At 40.0% G+C, this 17,307-nt stretch carries 27 protein-coding genes; 25 read left to right on the forward strand and 2 right to left on the reverse strand.

Annotated elements, in window-relative coordinates; all coding sequences use genetic code 11:
* Nucleotides 1-47: 47 nt before the first annotated feature.
* Together tuf and U5921_RS08055 are read left to right on the forward strand one after the other, a co-directional pair.
* A complete protein-coding gene (gene tuf / locus U5921_RS08050; protein WP_324822043.1) occupies nucleotides 48-1,241 on the forward strand; it encodes an elongation factor Tu in 1,194 nt (397 codons plus the stop codon).
* 347 nt (nucleotides 1,242-1,588) lie between these two features.
* The gene (locus U5921_RS08055) at nucleotides 1,589-2,782 is read left to right on the forward strand and encodes a cation:proton antiporter (RefSeq protein WP_324822046.1); all 1,194 of its coding nucleotides are present in this window, start codon (nucleotides 1,589-1,591) and stop codon (nucleotides 2,780-2,782) included.
* An 82-nt stretch (nucleotides 2,783-2,864) separates the two neighbouring features.
* Here U5921_RS08055 and U5921_RS08060 read toward each other — a convergent pair whose 3' ends face one another.
* Complete coding sequence (locus tag U5921_RS08060) at nucleotides 2,865-3,545, reverse strand: ATP-binding protein (RefSeq protein ID WP_324822049.1); 681 nt, start codon at nucleotides 3,543-3,545, stop codon at nucleotides 2,865-2,867.
* A gap of 230 nt (nucleotides 3,546-3,775) precedes the next feature.
* Nucleotides 3,776-5,284: an N-acetylmuramoyl-L-alanine amidase family protein gene (locus U5921_RS08065; protein ID WP_324822051.1), complete on the reverse strand. Its 1,509-nt coding sequence runs from the start codon at nucleotides 5,282-5,284 to the stop codon at nucleotides 3,776-3,778.
* 656 nt (nucleotides 5,285-5,940) lie between these two features.
* Between U5921_RS08065 and rpsJ the strand changes: the two genes are divergently transcribed.
* The 23 genes from rpsJ to U5921_RS08180 all read left to right on the forward strand — a co-directional run bounded on the left by rpsJ (nucleotide 5,941) and on the right by U5921_RS08180 (nucleotide 17,307).
* Nucleotides 5,941-6,249, forward strand: coding sequence for a 30S ribosomal protein S10 (gene rpsJ / locus U5921_RS08070; RefSeq protein WP_324822054.1), 309 nt, complete (start codon nucleotides 5,941-5,943; stop codon nucleotides 6,247-6,249).
* A gap of 162 nt (nucleotides 6,250-6,411) precedes the next feature.
* Nucleotides 6,412-7,047, forward strand: coding sequence for a 50S ribosomal protein L3 (rplC, locus tag U5921_RS08075; RefSeq protein WP_324822057.1), 636 nt, complete (start codon nucleotides 6,412-6,414; stop codon nucleotides 7,045-7,047).
* A gap of 27 nt (nucleotides 7,048-7,074) precedes the next feature.
* Nucleotides 7,075-7,698, forward strand: coding sequence for a 50S ribosomal protein L4 (gene rplD / locus U5921_RS08080; protein WP_324822060.1), 624 nt, complete (start codon nucleotides 7,075-7,077; stop codon nucleotides 7,696-7,698).
* Entirely contained in the window at nucleotides 7,698-7,988 is a 291-nt protein-coding gene (gene rplW, locus U5921_RS08085; RefSeq protein ID WP_324822063.1) for a 50S ribosomal protein L23, read from the forward strand. The genes rplD and rplW overlap by 1 nt, the downstream gene beginning before the upstream one ends.
* A 14-nt stretch (nucleotides 7,989-8,002) precedes the next feature.
* The gene (rplB, locus tag U5921_RS08090) at nucleotides 8,003-8,836 is read left to right on the forward strand and encodes a 50S ribosomal protein L2 (protein ID WP_324822065.1); all 834 of its coding nucleotides are present in this window, start codon (nucleotides 8,003-8,005) and stop codon (nucleotides 8,834-8,836) included.
* Between the two features lie 20 nt (nucleotides 8,837-8,856).
* Entirely contained in the window at nucleotides 8,857-9,138 is a 282-nt protein-coding gene (gene rpsS, locus U5921_RS08095; RefSeq protein ID WP_324822068.1) for a 30S ribosomal protein S19, read from the forward strand.
* A 17-nt stretch (nucleotides 9,139-9,155) separates the two neighbouring features.
* Complete coding sequence (gene rplV, locus U5921_RS08100; RefSeq protein ID WP_324822070.1) at nucleotides 9,156-9,488, forward strand: 50S ribosomal protein L22; 333 nt, start codon at nucleotides 9,156-9,158, stop codon at nucleotides 9,486-9,488.
* Between the two features lie 24 nt (nucleotides 9,489-9,512).
* Nucleotides 9,513-10,382, forward strand: a complete 870-nt coding sequence (gene rpsC, locus U5921_RS08105) for a 30S ribosomal protein S3 (protein ID WP_324822073.1) — start codon at nucleotides 9,513-9,515, stop codon at nucleotides 10,380-10,382.
* Nucleotides 10,383-10,408: 26 nt separating this feature from the next.
* Complete coding sequence (rplP, locus tag U5921_RS08110; protein WP_324822076.1) at nucleotides 10,409-10,843, forward strand: 50S ribosomal protein L16; 435 nt, start codon at nucleotides 10,409-10,411, stop codon at nucleotides 10,841-10,843.
* Entirely contained in the window at nucleotides 10,843-11,046 is a 204-nt protein-coding gene (rpmC, locus tag U5921_RS08115; protein ID WP_206459866.1) for a 50S ribosomal protein L29, read from the forward strand. The genes rplP and rpmC overlap by 1 nt, the downstream gene beginning before the upstream one ends.
* Before the next feature lie 19 nt (nucleotides 11,047-11,065).
* Nucleotides 11,066-11,323, forward strand: a complete 258-nt coding sequence (gene rpsQ / locus U5921_RS08120) for a 30S ribosomal protein S17 (RefSeq protein WP_324822083.1) — start codon at nucleotides 11,066-11,068, stop codon at nucleotides 11,321-11,323.
* Between the two features lie 18 nt (nucleotides 11,324-11,341).
* On the forward strand, nucleotides 11,342-11,710 hold the full coding sequence (gene rplN, locus U5921_RS08125) for a 50S ribosomal protein L14 (protein WP_324822086.1): 369 nt from the start codon (nucleotides 11,342-11,344) through the stop codon (nucleotides 11,708-11,710).
* 14 nt (nucleotides 11,711-11,724) lie between these two features.
* On the forward strand, nucleotides 11,725-12,030 hold the full coding sequence (gene rplX, locus U5921_RS08130) for a 50S ribosomal protein L24 (RefSeq protein ID WP_324822089.1): 306 nt from the start codon (nucleotides 11,725-11,727) through the stop codon (nucleotides 12,028-12,030).
* Between the two features lie 24 nt (nucleotides 12,031-12,054).
* The gene (rplE, locus tag U5921_RS08135; RefSeq protein WP_324822092.1) at nucleotides 12,055-12,597 is read left to right on the forward strand and encodes a 50S ribosomal protein L5; all 543 of its coding nucleotides are present in this window, start codon (nucleotides 12,055-12,057) and stop codon (nucleotides 12,595-12,597) included.
* A gap of 12 nt (nucleotides 12,598-12,609) precedes the next feature.
* Entirely contained in the window at nucleotides 12,610-12,795 is a 186-nt protein-coding gene (locus U5921_RS08140) for a type Z 30S ribosomal protein S14 (protein ID WP_324822095.1), read from the forward strand.
* Between the two features lie 27 nt (nucleotides 12,796-12,822).
* A complete protein-coding gene (rpsH, locus tag U5921_RS08145; protein ID WP_324822099.1) occupies nucleotides 12,823-13,221 on the forward strand; it encodes a 30S ribosomal protein S8 in 399 nt (132 codons plus the stop codon).
* A 28-nt stretch (nucleotides 13,222-13,249) separates the two neighbouring features.
* On the forward strand, nucleotides 13,250-13,798 hold the full coding sequence (gene rplF / locus U5921_RS08150) for a 50S ribosomal protein L6 (protein ID WP_324822102.1): 549 nt from the start codon (nucleotides 13,250-13,252) through the stop codon (nucleotides 13,796-13,798).
* Nucleotides 13,799-13,814: 16 nt separating this feature from the next.
* A complete protein-coding gene (gene rplR, locus U5921_RS08155) occupies nucleotides 13,815-14,183 on the forward strand; it encodes a 50S ribosomal protein L18 (RefSeq protein WP_324822105.1) in 369 nt (122 codons plus the stop codon).
* A 16-nt stretch (nucleotides 14,184-14,199) separates the two neighbouring features.
* On the forward strand, nucleotides 14,200-14,703 hold the full coding sequence (rpsE, locus tag U5921_RS08160; RefSeq protein WP_324822108.1) for a 30S ribosomal protein S5: 504 nt from the start codon (nucleotides 14,200-14,202) through the stop codon (nucleotides 14,701-14,703).
* A gap of 14 nt (nucleotides 14,704-14,717) precedes the next feature.
* A complete protein-coding gene (gene rpmD / locus U5921_RS08165) occupies nucleotides 14,718-14,900 on the forward strand; it encodes a 50S ribosomal protein L30 (protein ID WP_324822111.1) in 183 nt (60 codons plus the stop codon).
* A gap of 18 nt (nucleotides 14,901-14,918) precedes the next feature.
* Entirely contained in the window at nucleotides 14,919-15,359 is a 441-nt protein-coding gene (gene rplO, locus U5921_RS08170) for a 50S ribosomal protein L15 (RefSeq protein ID WP_324822114.1), read from the forward strand.
* A 7-nt stretch (nucleotides 15,360-15,366) separates the two neighbouring features.
* Nucleotides 15,367-16,647 carry a preprotein translocase subunit SecY gene (secY, locus tag U5921_RS08175; protein WP_324825971.1) on the forward strand — a complete coding sequence of 427 codons (1,281 nt, stop codon included), beginning with the start codon at nucleotides 15,367-15,369 and terminating at the stop codon, nucleotides 16,645-16,647.
* 15 nt (nucleotides 16,648-16,662) lie between these two features.
* Nucleotides 16,663-17,307 (forward strand): adenylate kinase, encoded by a 645-nt coding sequence (locus U5921_RS08180; protein WP_324822117.1) that lies wholly within the window; start codon nucleotides 16,663-16,665, stop codon nucleotides 17,305-17,307.

Consider the following 17,307-nt stretch of genomic DNA (forward strand, 5'->3'; position numbering starts at 1 on the left):
TGCTGTGAGGGGTGTCTGACATATTTATAAAATGGAGGAATTTTATAATGGCAAAGGCTAAATTTGAGAGAACGAAACCACATGTAAACATTGGTACAATTGGTCACGTTGACCACGGAAAGACTACATTAACGGCTGCAATTACAAGAACTCTTCATCAGAGATACGGACTAGGCGAACAGGTAGCATTTGACCAGATCGACAAAGCGCCGGAAGAAAGAGAAAGAGGAATCACGATTGCAACGTCCCACGTAGAGTATGAGACACCAAATAGACATTACGCACACGTAGACTGTCCGGGACATGCTGACTATGTAAAGAACATGATCACAGGAGCAGCGCAGATGGACGGAGCGATCTTGGTAGTAGCAGCGACAGATGGACCAATGCCGCAGACAAGAGAGCATATCCTGCTTTCCAGACAGGTAGGCGTACCATACATCGTAGTATTCTTAAACAAGTGCGATATGGTAGATGACGAAGAGCTGCTAGACTTAGTAGAAATGGAAGTAAGAGAATTACTTGACTTATATGAATTCCCAGGAGATGATACACCAATCATCAGAGGATCCGCACTGGAAGCATTGAACAATCCAGAAGGCCCATGGGGAGATAAGATCGTTGAATTGTTCGAGCAGGTAGATGCATACATTCCAGAGCCTACAAGAGCAACAGACAAACCATTCTTGATGCCGGTGGAAGATGTATTCTCAATCACAGGAAGAGGAACTGTAGCAACAGGAAGAGTAGAAAGAGGAATTCTGAAGGTATCCGACGAAGTAGAAATCGTAGGACTTGCAGAAGAAGCAAGAAAAGTAGTCGTAACAGGAATTGAAATGTTCCGTAAGCTATTGGATCAGGGAGAAGCAGGAGATAACATCGGAGCATTGCTTCGTGGAATCCAGAGAAGTGAAATCGAGAGAGGTCAAGTATTAGCAGCACCTGGAACGATTCACCCGCACACAAAGTTCAGTTCAGAGGTATATGTATTAAAGAAGGAAGAAGGCGGACGTCATACACCATTCTTTAACGGATATAGACCACAGTTCTATTTCAGAACAACAGACGTAACTGGAAACGTAACGTTACCGGAAGGAACAGAAATGTGTATGCCTGGAGATAACATCAGCATGAAGATCGAACTGATTACTCCAATCGCAATTGAAGAAGGACTACGTTTCGCTATCCGTGAAGGCGGAAGAACAGTAGCATCTGGAGTTGTATCTAAAATTGAAGCTTAATCGCTTATAAGAAAGACTTTCCAGTGCTATTCGAAAAGTTATTTAGCATAGAAAGCATGCTGTGAGCAGCGTGCTTTCTTTTTATACAATAAAAAAAGTCTTTTATTTGCTAAGATAAATGATTTAAAAAGAGTTGTTTAAGCTTCATTATTATTTATTTAAATATGAAAAAACATAATTACTTAATGCACATACATAAAATAGACTACTTCCTGTTTTCGCAAGTATCATATTTAATGTTGTGCTGCTTAACAATGTATTTGTAAATAAAAATCTTTGATTTTTTTGTATATATTTTTTTCTTATTTAAAAATCAATTATTTCAAAAATATAGAGAAGGAGCAGATATGGAATCTTACGATTTTTTATTGTCTATAGCAATTATTTTGTTGGTCACCAAAATATTTAGTCTCATGTCGAGAAAGGTACATATGCCACAGGTGGTTGGGGCGTTAATAGCAGGCGTTGTGCTGGGACCAAGTGTTCTTGGGCAGATCACAGAAACAGACTTCTTGTTAAAGACTTCGGAAATTGGTGTGATTATCCTAATGTTTCTTGCCGGCTTAGATACAGAGATTCAGGAACTTAAAAAGACAGGTATTGCCTCATTAATTATTGCAGTGATTGGCGTTGTCGTCCCGTTAGCCGGAGGATATATAGCTTATCAGATGTTTTTCCAGGATACAACAGATCCGCAACATTTCTTGAAAGCGGTATTTATGGGCGTTATTTTAACCGCCACGTCTGTGAGCATCACGGTAGAAACGCTTCGCGAACTGGGCAAGTTAAACGGCAGAGTGGGCAGCAGCATTTTAGGAGCGGCGATTATTGATGATATTTTAGGTATCATTATATTAAGCTTAGTTATAAGCTTTACGAACTCAGACGTACAGCCAAGACAAGTATTTGTAAAAATTGGTTTATATTTTGTCTTTATATTCTTTGTTGGAATTTTTGTACCGATGATTTTTAAAGCTTTGGAGAGATGGCATGGTACTGTAAGGCGCATGGCGATTTATGGGTTTGCATTTTGCTTGATTATGGCATATATCACAGAGGTTTTCTTTGGAATAGCCGATATTACCGGTGCCTATTTTGCGGGCTTATTCCTCTGTAATGTTACCAAAACAAAGGAATACATCGTTAAAAAGCTAACTGTAATTTCATACCTGATGTTTTCACCTATGTTTTTTGCCAGTATTGGAATTAAGACAGATATACAGGGTTTAAGTGGCCGAATCTTAGTCTTTTCGGTTGTTTTGACAGTAATCGCCATTTTAACTAAGATGCTTGGATGCGGACTGGGTGCTAAGTTGTGTAAATTTACAGATCGAGAATCGATGGCAGTGGGAATTGGGATGGTTTCCAGAGGGGAAGTCGCTTTGATCGTGGCACAGAAAGGATCAGAGGCGGCTTTGGTTGATGAAGAACTCTTTCCCGCTGTGATTGTAATGGTTATTGTGACAACATTAATCACTCCGGTTCTTCTAGGGCTTATACTAAAGGATGACCACTACAGAAGAAGAAAAGCTGCGGCATGAGTATAGAATGAATAATATAATACAAAGAAAAGCAAGGGATTACTTTACTCCCTTGCTTTTCCGCATGTTAAGCTTTTAGTCTTTAATATTCAACTTCTCCGTCAGTTGTAATTGTAATCACTTGCCATGGAATGTGCTTTCCGCTATTTTTCATTGCAGTTTCTACCGCTTGTACTATGCCGCCGCAACAAGGGACTTCCATTCGGATAACGGTAACTGCCTGGATGTCATTGTTTGCTAGAATTGCAGTTAATTTTTCTGCATAATTTACAGCATCAAGCTTTGGACAGCCAATTAAAGTTACCTTATTTTTCATGAAGGTACTGTGGAAATTCCCATGAGCATAGGCCGTACAGTCTGCAGCAATTAGCAAATGAGCATTGGAAAAGTAAGGTGCATTAATAGGTGCTAATTTAATTTGAACCGGCCATTGGTTCAATTGGGAACCCTGCGGAGTGTGATGCAAGGTTTTGGATTGTGAACCAGGGCAACCACCACCAGATGGACATCCGCCATCCGCTGCTTTCTTTGCTTGTGAGGCTAAAACTGCAGCGTGGTCGTAAGCAGGAACCTCACGTTCTTCAAAGGTAATGGCACCAGTCGGGCAGGAAGGGAGACAATCGCCTAAACCATCACAATAATCTTCTCTTAATAGTTTTGCTTTGCCATCAACCATACCAATGGCTCCTTCGTGACAAGCAGCTGCACAAATTCCACAGCCATTACATTTTTCTTCGTTAATTTTTATAATTCTTCTTTTCATAATATTCTCCTTTAGGTTTCTATTTTAAAAATATATTTTGTTTTAATTGTAGATTGTAGCCTTAGTATAAAGCATAAGATCTTCAATTTCTGTTACATTTGCAACAAAAATTATCTTTTGTAAAATTTTTTTAGAAAAAATCATAATAAGATAGTAGAAACAAACTCCAAATTGTAGCATAAAAAATAGCCTGTCATTAATTGACAGGCTATCTTTTTGTAAAGAATTTATTATTGATAAAGAGAACTTAAATATTCAACTACTGCTTCGGAAACAGCCGTTGCATAGTTTTCTCGAAATGTATCCGTAAGCATAAGCTGTAAGTCGTTCGCATTGCTTAAAAAAGCACCCTCAACAATAATGGCAGGCATTTCTGTACGGCGAAGAATAGAGAGATCCGGCCGGCTTTTTGCGCCTCGATTATAAGTGCCCGCATAGCTCACCATCTTTTTTTGTATTAAAGTTGCTAGTTCTTTACTGGATATGCCATAAGCTGACTTTTCGTCTGTCTCATTATAAAGCGTTTCGGTTCCGCGTGCACTTGGTGCTTTTGCTGCTGAGTTATTATGAATGGAAATGACCAATGTGATGTTTGAACGATTTGCTAAGTCTGAGCGGGCAATAAGGTCTTCCTTTGCATTTTTAGAGCTTGCACTTACAAAATGATCTCCACTGCGAGACATCATGGTATTGAAACCAGCATTACTTAATTTTTCATTCAATCGTGTCGCGACATCAAGATTGATGTCTTTTTCATTTAATAGAACTGTTCCATTTGAACGTCCTTGTGATCCGGGGTCAATTCCGCCGTGACCAGGGTCAATTAAAATAAGAACCTCATTTAAAGTACTTGGCCTTTTGTTTGGAGAGCCGTTTGCTGTGGTCGGATCTTTAGTAGGAACTACAGGAGCATCGCTCGTATATTGCTTTGAAAAATCGATATAGAGAGTTTTCTTGTCAGATGAAAGTGTCAAAGAACCCGTCTGCTTATCCAGTAAATCAACAACGACTCGTACCGTATCGGGCGTAAATTGAGAAGTTCGAATCGCAGTAAAAACCGCATTGTTTGATACATCTGGCGGAAGAATTTTCTCACTGACAGAGGAATCTAAAGTAAATCCGGTTAAGTCAAGCACATATCGATTAGGGTTTGATAATGTTGAAGCTTGATAGGTTTGAATTGAATCATTTGAAGTAATTGCAATACGGTAAAAATATTGAAGATCTTCATAAGTTATCTTGTCAATTGAACCATAGGTTGTTTGTGAAATTTTAGGTGAAGTCAGTTGAATAATGCGCTGATCCACATCGTAGCCAACACCGAAAGACAGAGCTTCTGATACAAATCGAACTGGTATCATTGTACTGTTATTATGAAGTCTTGCAGGCACCTCTAAAGTTTTTTCTTCTCCATTTACATATGCAGTGGAAGAATTTAAAGTAAGGCTTACTTGCGTATTTGCATAGGCGATGCCCACATGGTTGGGATTATCCGAGGACCATTCTACTGTAGCGCCAATCGCTTCAAATACAGCTCTTGCAGGGACCAATGACCTGCCACTTTCTATGTAAGGTGGAACTGTGGTTTGAATTAAATTTCCGTCAATGGTCAGTTTGTGGTCGCTTCCATCGGCGGCCCCGATTGCGGAGGCAGTTGTCGTACTGATTAAAAGTAGCAATATAAACAGTAAAAACTGCACACTTATCCGCAGAAGTGAAAATTTTTGTATTTCTTTCATTTTTTTTCCCCGTTTCTAATGATGTTACTTTATAGTATACTTCATTTCGTCAAAATGAAAAAGGAAAGAGTGCAATGTTACATAATTGTAAGATATCCGACATCAAATTGAAAAAAGAAGCGTGTATTTTCCGATAATCTATATTTTAAATTTTTATTTTTAATTTAAAAATTCATTTTATACTAAAGTTTTTATTATATTTATAGTTAATAAATGGGCCTAATTGAAAGGAATATATAATTATGGTATAAAAAAACAAAAATAAGAAACACTAGGATGAGTGTTTGATAAGTTCAAAATTATGCAAGTGGTTAAAGCATTGAAAACATCAAGAAAACAATTGATAATAAATATTATAAAAACTAAATTTTTTTTAAAAAAAGCTTGCATTATGTATCGTACTGTTTTATACTAAAAAAGCTTGCTTGTAATGCGATGAAGCAGGAAGTTGCTGAGCTATCAGGTAATTTCTGCAGAGAATTGTCCGTTCCAGAAACGGGCGAAGGGATTCTCATGCTTTTTGCTTTGAGTAAAAAATTATGAAACACACGGTGACGTGTGAATGGTGGACGAAAAGCAAAAAAACGTGAAAACGGAACTGAAAACCCCCTCGTACAGCATAGCGAAAACGTACGAAAAATAAGGAGGAAGAAAAAATGAGCAATCAGAAAATCAGAATTAAATTAAAGGCTTATGATCACAAATCATTGGATCAGTCCGCAGCAAAAATTGTGGAGACAGCCAAGAAGACCGGAGCAGAAGTTTCCGGACCGATTCCACTGCCGACTGAAAAGCAGGTAGTGACAATCTTGAGAGCGGTTCATAAGTACAAGGACTCCAGAGAGCAGTTCGAACAGAGAACGCACAAAAGATTGATCGATATTTTATGCCCAACACCTAAAACCATTGATTCTTTGATGAAACTGGATATGCCAGCTGGTGTAGATATCGAAATTAAACTGTAAATACTAAGAAAAGATAGATTCCAACTGAAAAAACACGAAATCTATGATTTCGGAACTTTCTGTATGAGACCTGATTTCATGCGAACAGGGTTTCAAAGGATCTCCACCACTTAGTATGATTACGTAGCGTAATCCGCTGTAAGAAATTAGGAGGAAGAAAGAATGAAAACAATCTTAGGGAAAAAAGTCGGAATGACACAAATTTTTTCTGAGATGGGTGCAGCAATTCCGGTAACTGTAATTGAAGCAGGACCGGCAGTAGTTACCCAGATCAAGACTGTTGAGACTGATGGCTATAATGCCGTGCAAATCGGCTTTGAAGATGCCAAAGAGCAAAGACTCAACAAGCCAGCAAAAGGACATTTTGCAAAATGGCAGGCGCCTTTAAAGAAGCATTTGACAGAAATCAGACTTGCTGATGATGAAAGCTATGAAGCTGGACAGGTGATTACCGTCGCTGACTTTGAAGAAGGTATAAAGCTTGACATCACCGGTACTTCAAAGGGTAAAGGTACCCAAGGTAATATTAAGAGACACGGACATCACAGAGGCCCGATGACTCATGGTTCTAAGCATAAGAGACTGCCAGGCGGTTTAGCTGCTGGTACGTATCCTTCCAGAGTATTTAAAGGAAACGAAGCACCTGGAAGAATGGGAAGAGAAACCATCACGGTTCAGAATGTAGAACTTGTTAAGGTAATTGCAGACAGAAATGTAATGCTTGTCAAGGGAGCGGTTCCCGGACGCAAAGGCGGATTGCTTCGCATTCAGTACGCAATTAAGGGACAGGACAAATAAGAATCGACTCAGAAAGGAGGAAGTCAAATGGCAACAGTAACTATGCTGAACATGACCGGAGCAGAGACCGGTAAGATTGAATTGAAAGATGATATCTTTGGAATAGAAATAAACGAGTTTGCGGTACACGCTGTCGTTAAAAATTATTTGGCAAATCAGCGACAAGGAACTCAATCTGCAAAGACGAGAGCTGAAGTTCGAGGAGGCGGAAGAAAGCCTTTCAGACAGAAGGGAACAGGCCGCGGCCGCCAGGGAAGCTTAACATCCCCGAATCATATCGGAGGCGGTGTGGTATTCGCACCAAAGCCAAGAGATTACAGTTATACATTACCTAAGAAAGTAAGAAGACTTGCAATGAAGTCTGCACTTACTTCTAAGGTGGTAGAAAATGAAATCATTGTTTTGGATGAATTAAAGTTTGATTCTCCAAAAACAAAAGAAATGATTAAAGTATTGGAAAATGTAAAAGCTGCAAAGAAAGCCTTAATTATCACAGGCGAGAAGGACGAGAATGTAATCAAGTCCGCAGCAAACATTCCTGGAGTTAAAACCACGATGGTATCCGAAATGAACGTATATGAGATTGTAAATTATACAAGCTTTATCGTTACGAAGGATGCGATTAACAAAATCGAGGAGGTGTACGCATAATGTCAACGCCTTATGATGTAATTATAAAACCTGTTATCTCCGAAAGAAGTATGGATGATGCGCAGGAAAAGAAATATACGTTCAAGGTTGCGGTAGACGCAAATAAAACACAGGTTAAGCTGGCCGTTGAAGAGATCTTCGGAGTAGAAGTTGAAAAAGTCAACATCATGAACGTTAACGGTAAATTAAAGAGAATGGGAAGAAATGTAGGAAGACGTGCTGCTTCCAAGAAAGCAATCGTAACCCTTACAGATAAGAGTAAGGAAATCGAATTCTTCCAGGGCCTGTAAGGAGGGACGCTTAAATGGGAATCAAAAAGTATAAACCGACCTCTCCTGGAGTAAGAGGGATGACGGTTTCCACATTTGAAGAAATCACTGCAAGTACACCGGAAAAATCTTTGACGGTTACTTTAAAGAAAAATGCTGGAAGAAATGTAAGAGGAAAAATCACCGTTAGACATAGAGGCGGTGGCACAAGAGCAAAGTACAGAATTATTGATTTTAAGAGAAACAAAGATGCAATTCCTGGAACGGTTGCGACCATTGAATACGATCCAAACAGAAGTGCGAATATTGCATTGATTGTTTACGCAGATGGTGAAAAGAGATATATCATTGCGCCAAACAAGTTAAAAGTTGGTGATGTGGTTTTCTCCGGTCCAGAATCAGATATCAAGAATGGAAATGCACTGCCTCTTAAGAATATTCCAGTTGGTACCGTTATTCACTGCATTGAGCTGAAGGCTGGTAAAGGAGCACAGTTAGTTCGCTCCGCAGGAAATGGCGCACAACTGATGGCAAAGGAAGGCGATTACTGTCAGGTAAGACTGCCGTCCGGTGAAGTTCGAAAGATTAGAATGGAATGCAGAGCAACCATTGGTGAAGTTGGAAACTTGGATCATGCAAATATTGTGATTGGTAAAGCCGGTCGTAAAAGACACATGGGAATCCGCCCAACCGTCAGAGGTTCTGTAATGAACCCGAACGATCACCCTCATGGTGGTGGTGAAGGTAAAGCTGGTATTGGTCGTGTAAGTCCGGTTACTCCTTGGGGGAAACCTGCACTTGGTTACAAGACGAGAAAGAAGAATAAAGCTTCTAATCAATATATTGTTAAAAAACGCAACGAAAAATAGTTGAGGGGAGGATAAATTAAATGGGTAGATCGCTAAAAAAAGGCCCTTTCGTCAATGCAAAGCTTCTGAAAGCAATTGAAGCAATGAATGCAGTAAACGAAAAGAAGGTATTAAAGACATGGTCAAGACCATCAACTATATTTCCGCAGATGGTAGGACATACAATTGCTGTACACGATGGAAAGAAACATGTTCCGGTGTACATCACTGAAGATATGGTAGGACACAGACTCGGTGAGTTTGCACCTACAAGAAACTACAGAGGACATGCGGCAGATAAGTCTTCTAAGGTGAAAAGATAAGAAAGGAGATATGAAAGATGGAAGCAAAAGCAGTTGCAAAATACGTTAGAATGTCTCCGATTAAGCTTAAGCCTATTACTGACCTAGTAAGAGGAAAAAGCCTTCAGGAGGCGCTGACTATTTTAAAATTCACTCCGGGTAAAGGTGCGGAGTTAGTAGAGAATGTAGTAAAATCTGCAGCAGCAAACGCAGAAAACAATCATGATATGGACGTCGATAAGCTTTTTGTTGCTGAAGTGTATGCACATCAGGGACCTACCATGAAGAGATGGAGAGCGGGATCTCAGGGACGTGCATCCGTTATTCTTAAGAGAAGCAGCCACATTGGCGTAACACTAAAGGAAAGATAATTTTCAGGACAGGAGGTTTATTGAATGGGTCAGAAAGTAAGTCCACATGGATTAAGAGTGGGCGTTATAAAAGACTGGGATTCCAAATGGTATGCAGATAAGAAAAACTTTGCTGATTATCTGGTAGAAGATCAGAAAATCAGAGAATTCGTGAAGAAAAAATTATATGCCGCTGGAGTTTCTAAAATAGTAATCGAAAGAGCAGCTAACAACCAGTTGAAAATTTCCATACTGACTGGTAAGCCGGGTATGGTAATTGGTCGTGGCGGAGATGGCATTGATCAGTTAAAGCTTGCAGTTGAAAAATTAACGAAGAAAACAACGCAGATCAATATTGTAGAAGTAAGAAGAACAGAACTTGATGCACAGTTGACAGCAGAAAGTATTACACAGGCTTTGGAAAAGAGAATTTCTTTCCGAAGAGCGATGAAGCAGGCAATCGGCAGAACGATGAAGGCCGGTGCAAAGGGAATTAAAGTTGTAGTTTCCGGACGTGTAGGCGGTGCAGAAATTGCAAGAAGTGAAAAATACAGCGAAGGTAACGTTCCTCTACACACATTGAGAGCAGATATCGGATATGGATTTGCAGAAGCAGATACCACTTATGGTAAGCTGGGTGTTAAGGTGTGGATTAATCATGGCGAGATTTTAACAAAAGGATTAAAGAGTAATTTACCGGAAGATTCCGGCAGACCGGAAGGGCGTAGAAATAATAATCGCAACAATGACAGATCAAGAAGAGATCGTGGCGATAGAAGAAATTCTAGAGGTGACAGAGACTTTAAAGAAGAAAAGAAGTTTGTAAACCCTAGAAAACGTCCTGCAAAGCCGGCACAGCCAGCACCACAAGCAGAAGTAGCGGTAGAAGAAAAAGCTGCAAATGTAGAAGAATAATCGTCAGAGAAAGGAGGAGAGAAACGATGTTAATGCCAAAAAGAGTAAAACGTCGTAGAGTCCACAGAGGAAGAATGAAGGGCGTAGCAACCAAGGGAAATACCATCACTTATGGTGTGTATGGATTAGTTGCACAAGAATGTGGTTGGATTCGTTCGAATCAAATAGAAGCCGCTCGTATCGCGATGACAAGATCCATCAAGAGAGGCGGAAAAGTATACATTAAAATTTTCCCGCATAAGTCCGTAACAAAGAAACCGGCGGAAGTACGTATGGGTTCCGGTAAAGGTGCTCCTGAGTATTGGGTAGCTGTTGTAAAGCCGGGCAGAGTTATGTTTGAAATTGAGGGTGTATCGGAAGCCGCTGCAAGAGAAGCAATGCGTCTTGCAATGCATAAGCTTCCTGTAAAGTGTAAATTTGCCATCAAAGGCCAAGAGTTAGCAGAAGGTGGTGAAGCGTAATGAAAATTGAAAACATTAGAAATATGTCTGAGGTTGAACTGAACGCAGAGGTAAAGAAGCTTAAGAACGAATTATTTAACTTAAGATTTCAGCATGTAACTGGTCAGTTAGAAAACCCTATTAAATTGAGAGATATCAAGAAAGATATTGCTCGCGTAAAGACAATCTTAAGAGAAAAACAGCTTAAGAAGGTAGAAGGTTAACCGGAAGGAGGGTGCGAACATGTTAGACAGAAACAGAAGAAAGACAAAAGTTGGCTTCGTTACAAGTGACAAAATGGATAAGACGATCGTTGTCGCTGTGGAACAGTCCGTCAGACATTCCCTTTACGGAAAATCAGTAAAGAGAACGAAGAAATTTAAGGCACATGATGAAGAAAATGAGTGCAATATCGGTGATAAAGTAAGAATTATGGAAACAAGACCTCTCAGCAAGGATAAGAGATGGAGACTTGTAAACGTGATTGAGAAGGTAAAATAGTAGAAGGAGGCACCAATTATGATTCAGCCGGAAAGCAGATTAAAAGTTGCTGACAATTCAGGCGCTAAGGAATTATTGTGTATCCGTGTTCTCGGCGGAACGAGCCGTAAATACGCGAACATTGGCGATATTATCGTATGTGCCGTTAAAGATGCTACACCTGGAGGTGTTGTAAAAAAAGGTGACGTTGTAAGAGCCGTAGTTGTACGTACTTGCAAGGGAGCCAGAAGAATTGACGGCAGTTATGTGAAGTTTGATCAAAATGCAGCAGTAATTATCAAAGAAGATAAGAATCCTGTCGGGACTCGTATTTTCGGACCTGTTGCGAGAGAATTAAGAGAAAAGAGCTTCATGAAAATCGTGTCTTTGGCACCTGAAGTGCTTTAGTGGGAGGTGAAAAGATGCAGATTAGAAAAGATGATACAGTATTAGTAATTACTGGTAAAGATAAAGGCAAAAAAGGTAAAGTCTTAAAGGTATTCCCTAAGACAGAAAGAGTCATCGTAGAAGGCATAAACATTCAGACAAAACATCAGAAGCAGACCAGAACGGCGCAGAGTGAGATCAAGCACCAGGAAGGTTCCATTCATGTTTCCAATGTGATGTACTACGATACAAAGGCCAAGGCTCCAACCAGAATTGGATACAAGGTTGAGAACGGGCATAAGAAGAGAGTATCCAAGAAAACGGGCCAGGTTTTGGACTAATCAGTTTGAAAGGAGGGAATCATCTTGGCAGTTAGACTAAGAGACAAATATAAGAATGAAGCATTTAATGGCTTAATGGATAAGTTTAAATACAAGAATGTTATGGAAATTCCTAAGCTTGAGAAAATCACCATTAATATGGGACTTGGAGATTCCAAAGACAATACAAAGTTGGTAGAAATGGCAATTGATGAATTGGCTTTAATCAGCGGACAGAAACCAGTTGCGACAAAAGCAAGAAAATCCATTGCTAACTTTAAGCTTAGACAAGGAATGACGATCGGTGCAAAAGTAACGTTAAGAGGCGAAAAAATGTATGAATTTGCGGATAAGTTTTTTAACATTGCACTTCCTCGCGTAAGAGACTTTAAAGGCGTGAGCAAAAACTCCTTTGATGGAAGAGGAAATTATTCCATGGGTATTAAGGAACAATTAATTTTCCCTGAAATTGTCTATGATAAAGTAGAGAAAATTAGGGGCATGAACATCGTATTCACAACAACGGCTAAGACGGACGAAGAAGCGCAAGCTCTTTTGGAAATGCTCGGCATGCCGTTTGAAAAGTAGTAGGAGGGAATTATGGCAAAGACATCTCTCAAAGTAAAGCAACAGAGAAAAGCAAAATATCGTACACGGGAATACACTAGATGCAGAATCTGTGGAAGACCGCATGCTTATTTAAGAAAATACGGTATCTGCCGTATCTGTTTTAGAGAATTGGCTTATAAAGGAGAAATTCCTGGCGTAAGAAAAGCCAGCTGGTAGTATTAAAAGGAAGGAGGCACTTGAACTATGACTATGACAGATCCTATAGCAGATATGCTTACAAGAATCAGAAATGCCAATACTGTAGGACACGCTACTGTTGACATCCCTGCTTCTAAGATGAAAAAAGCGATTGCGGGAATTTTAACCGAGCAAGGTTATATTAAAGGATATGATATAATTGAGAACGAAGTTCAGGACGTAATTCGAGTTCAGATGAAATACGGTACTGATAAAGAAAGAGTAATTAGTGGAATTAAAAAGATCTCTAAACCGGGATTAAAAGTATATGCAAAGAGCGGAGAGGTGCCTAAGGTGCTTGGTGGCCTAGGAATTGCAATCATCTCTACATCTAAAGGATTAATCAGCGACAAGCAAGCGAGAGAACTTGGTGTCGGCGGCGAAGTAATTTGCTACGTTTGGTAACAAGAGAAGGAATTAGGAGGTATAGCAAATGTCAAGAATAGGCAAGCTCCCTGTAACGATTCCTGCTGGTGTCGAAGTAAAAATCAGTGACAGCAATCTTGTTACTGTAAAAGGACCAAAGGGAGAGCTGCAGGAGCAGATTAGCAATTTAATAAAAGTAGAAGTGAAGGACGGTGTATTAACCGTTACAAGAGATAACGATGCGAAGGAAGCAAGATCCGCACATGGACTTTCCAGAACATTGATTCAAAATATGGTCGCTGGAGTAACCAATGGATTTGAAAAGAAACTTCAATTGATTGGTGTTGGTTATAAGGCTGAGAAAAAAGGCAATGTACTTGTTCTTAATTTAGGATATTCACATCCAATCGAAATGCCGGATCCGGAAGGTATCCAGACGGAGGTTGCTTCTCCTACGGAACTTACGGTAAAGGGGATCAGCAAGGCACTTGTTGGAAACTACGCAGCAAACATCCGTAAATGGAGAAAGCCGGAACCTTACAAGGGAAAAGGCGTTCGTTATGTGGATGAAGTGGTACGTAGAAAAGAAGGCAAGGCCGGCGCTAAGAAAAAGTAGGAAGGAGTGAATAGAAATGGCAAAGAAAGATAGTAGAAATGATAGACGTCTGGCAAGACATGCCAGAGTTAGAAAAGATGTATCTGGAACTCCTGAAAGACCAAGAATGTGCGTGCATAGAAGCATAAAGAACATTTCCGTGCAGATCATTGATGATGTTGCAGGAAAGACTTTAGCAGCGGCCTCTTCTTTGGATAAGGATATCAAAGCACAGGCTGCTTATGGTGGAAACAAAGAAGCTGCAAAGCTTGTAGGTGCTGCAATTGCAAAGAGAGCTTTAGAGCAAGGTATCGAAACAGTATGCTTCGATAGAGGTGGATTCTTGTATCACGGAAGAGTGAAAGAATTGGCTGATGGTGCTCGTGAAGCTGGACTCAAATTCTAACAGGAGGAGGAACAGAATGCGAAATATGATTGATGCATCCAAGCTGGACTTAAAAGAATCGATCGTAAACATCAGAAGAGTTGCGAAGGTTGTAAAAGGCGGTAAAAACTTCAGATTCAGCGTAACGGTAGTAATCGGTGACGGTGAAGGTCATGTAGGCTGCGGTCTTGGAAAAGCTCAGGAAATTCCTGAAGCAGTAAGAAAAGCAATTGAAGATGCAAAAAAGAATTTAATTTTCGTTCCAATGGTTGGAACAACGATACCACATAGATCTTTAGGTATATTCGGAGCAGGAAGAGTATTGATTATGCCTGCTGCACAGGGTGCCGGAGTAATCGCTGGTGGTTCCGTTCGTACCGTTTTGGAACATGCTGGATTGAAAGATGTAAGAGCGAAATCAATTGGTTCTAATAACAATGGAAATATGGCTTACGCAACAGTAGAAGGGTTGAGAAATCTGAAAACACTTGATCAGGTATGCAGACTAAGAGGAAAAACAAAAGAAGAAATCTTAGGATAAGGAGGAAACGCAAAATGGCTAATAAGACAGTGAAAATTACACTGATTAAGAGTGTAATCGGCGCTTCCCCTGCTCAGAGAAAAGTGGTAGAAGCGTTAGGACTAAGAAAAATTCGACATACAGTTGAGCTCCCAGATACACCGCAGACACGCGGAGCTGTAGCAAAAGTATCACATCTTTTAAAAGTAGAAGATTAAGAATGGGGGTGTATGAGAATGAAACTACATGAATTAAGAGCGGCAGAGGGTTCAACCAAAAAGCCGAAGAGAAAAGGCAGAGGTACTGCAACCGGTCAGGGTAAAACTGCCGGAAGAGGTATGAATGGCCAAAATTCCAGAAGTGGCGGTGGTGTTCGCCTTGGCTTTGAAGGCGGGCAGATGCCATTGTATCGAAGAATTCCTAAAAGAGGTTTTACGAATATTTGGAGAAAAGAATATGTTGGTGTGAATGTTGAATCATTGAACGTATTTGAAGATGGAACCGTGGTTACACCAGAGCTACTCATGGAAAAAGGACTTGCGAAGCAGGTTATTGATGGTGTTAAAATTCTAGGAGATGGAACACTTGAGAAGAAGGTAACCGTGAAGGCTCAGAAATTTAGTAAAACAGCAATTGAAAAAATCGAGTCTGCCGGAGGAAAGGCAGAGGTGATCTAATATGAGCATGATAAAGACAATGGCTCAGGCGTGGAAAATTTCAGATATTCGAAAGAAAATTTTGTTCACTGTATTTATGATGGTGGTCTTCCGCTTGGGATCAAACATTCCGGTACCGGGTATTGACAGAGCTGCATTAGCTCAGTTGTTTAGCTCGAGTGATACAGGGTTGTTTGGATTGTTTGACTTGTTTTCTGGCGGTGCGTTCAGTAACTTTACCATTTTTGCTCTAAGCATCACACCGTACATTACGGCATCGATTATTCTCCAGTTACTCACCATTGCAATTCCTCGTTTAGAGGAGCTGGCAAAAGAGGGGACCGAAGGAAAGAAAAAAATCGCACAATATACAAGGTATTTAACCGTTATCTTGGCTTTAATCCAAGCAATCGGTTTGACGGTTGGTTTATTCCGCCGTGCGTTAGTAAGCACAGATGTATTTTCTATCGTTGTCATCGTTATGACGTTATCAGCTGGTACGGCATTCCTGATGTGGCTTGGCGAGCAGATTAATGAAAAAGGAATCGGAAACGGTATTTCTTTAATTATCTTTGCCGGAATCGTATCCAGGATGCCTGGAGGAATCGCACAGACTTGGACGAAGCTTCAAGCCGGTGATGTGACATGGCTATCCGTCATACTTTTCATACTGTTTGCTTTTGTTGTGGTAATCGGTATTGTTCTTGTTCAGCAAGGACAGAGAAAAATTCCTGTTCAGTATGCAAAGAGAGTCGTTGGAAGAAAGATGTATGGCGGACAAAGTACACATATTCCAATGAAGGTAAATCAGGCAGGCGTTATTCCAGTTATCTTCGCGATATCATTATTGCAGTTTCCATTAACCCTAACTTATTTTTGGGCTGATTCGGGATTTGCACGCTTTGTTCATGCATGGCTGTCACCGGCAGCACCAGCACCTGGTATATGGCTTTATGCAGCATTAGATGTTATCTTGATTATAGGATTTACGTATTTTTATACAGCAGTTACATTTAATCCAATGGAAGTAGCAGATAATATGAAAGCAAACGGTGGTTTTATTCCTGGAATTCGACCGGGAAGACCAACTGTTGATTATTTAAACAAAGTTATGACAAGAATTACTTTTGTAGGAGCAGTTTTTTTAGCTGCCATTGCTATCATGCCAACCCTTCTGCAACAGTTTACACATTTGCAGATTGGCTTCGGTGGAACCTCCCTTCTGATTGCAGTCGGTGTTGCACTTGACACGATGAAGCAGCTGGAATCGCAAATGGTAATGAGAAACTACCAAGGCTTCTTGAAATAATTGGAGGATAAAAAAATGAATTTAGTTTTGTTAGGCCCTCCGGGTGCCGGCAAAGGTACACAAGCAACCCAAATTGCTGAGAAATATAATATTCCTCATATCTCTACTGGTGATATTTTTCGAAAAAATGTAAAAGAAGGAACACCTCTTGGTAAAAAAGCACAAGAGTATATGTCTAAGGGAGAGCTTGTTCCGGATGATTTAGTGATTGAATTAGTAGAGGATCGCTTGACAGAAGATGACTGCAAGAACGGATTTTTATTGGATGGTTTTCCAAGAACCGTTTATCAGGCAGAAAAATTTGACGTTTATTTAAAAGAAAAAAATTCGGTAATCGATAAGGTTTTAGACATTGACGTAGAAAAAGATATATTGATTGATCGAATGATTGGTAGAAGAGTTTGCAAAAACTGTGGCGCAACTTATCACGTAAAAAATATGCCTCCGAAAAAAGAAGGTATATGTGATGTTTGCGGTGGAGAGATTTACCAAAGAGCGGACGATACATTAGAGACAGTAAGCAATCGCCTTCAAGTTTATCTTGAGCAAACGAGTCCACTGATTGATTATTATGAAAAAGCCGGAAACATAGCTCACATTAACGGAGCTGGTGCTTTAGATAAAGTCTTTAGCAAAATTGTGGAGGTTTTAGGAGTATAG

This window comes from Sinanaerobacter sp. ZZT-01 (genome assembly GCF_035621135.1).
GTDB lineage: Bacteria > Bacillota > Clostridia > Peptostreptococcales > Anaerovoracaceae > IOR16.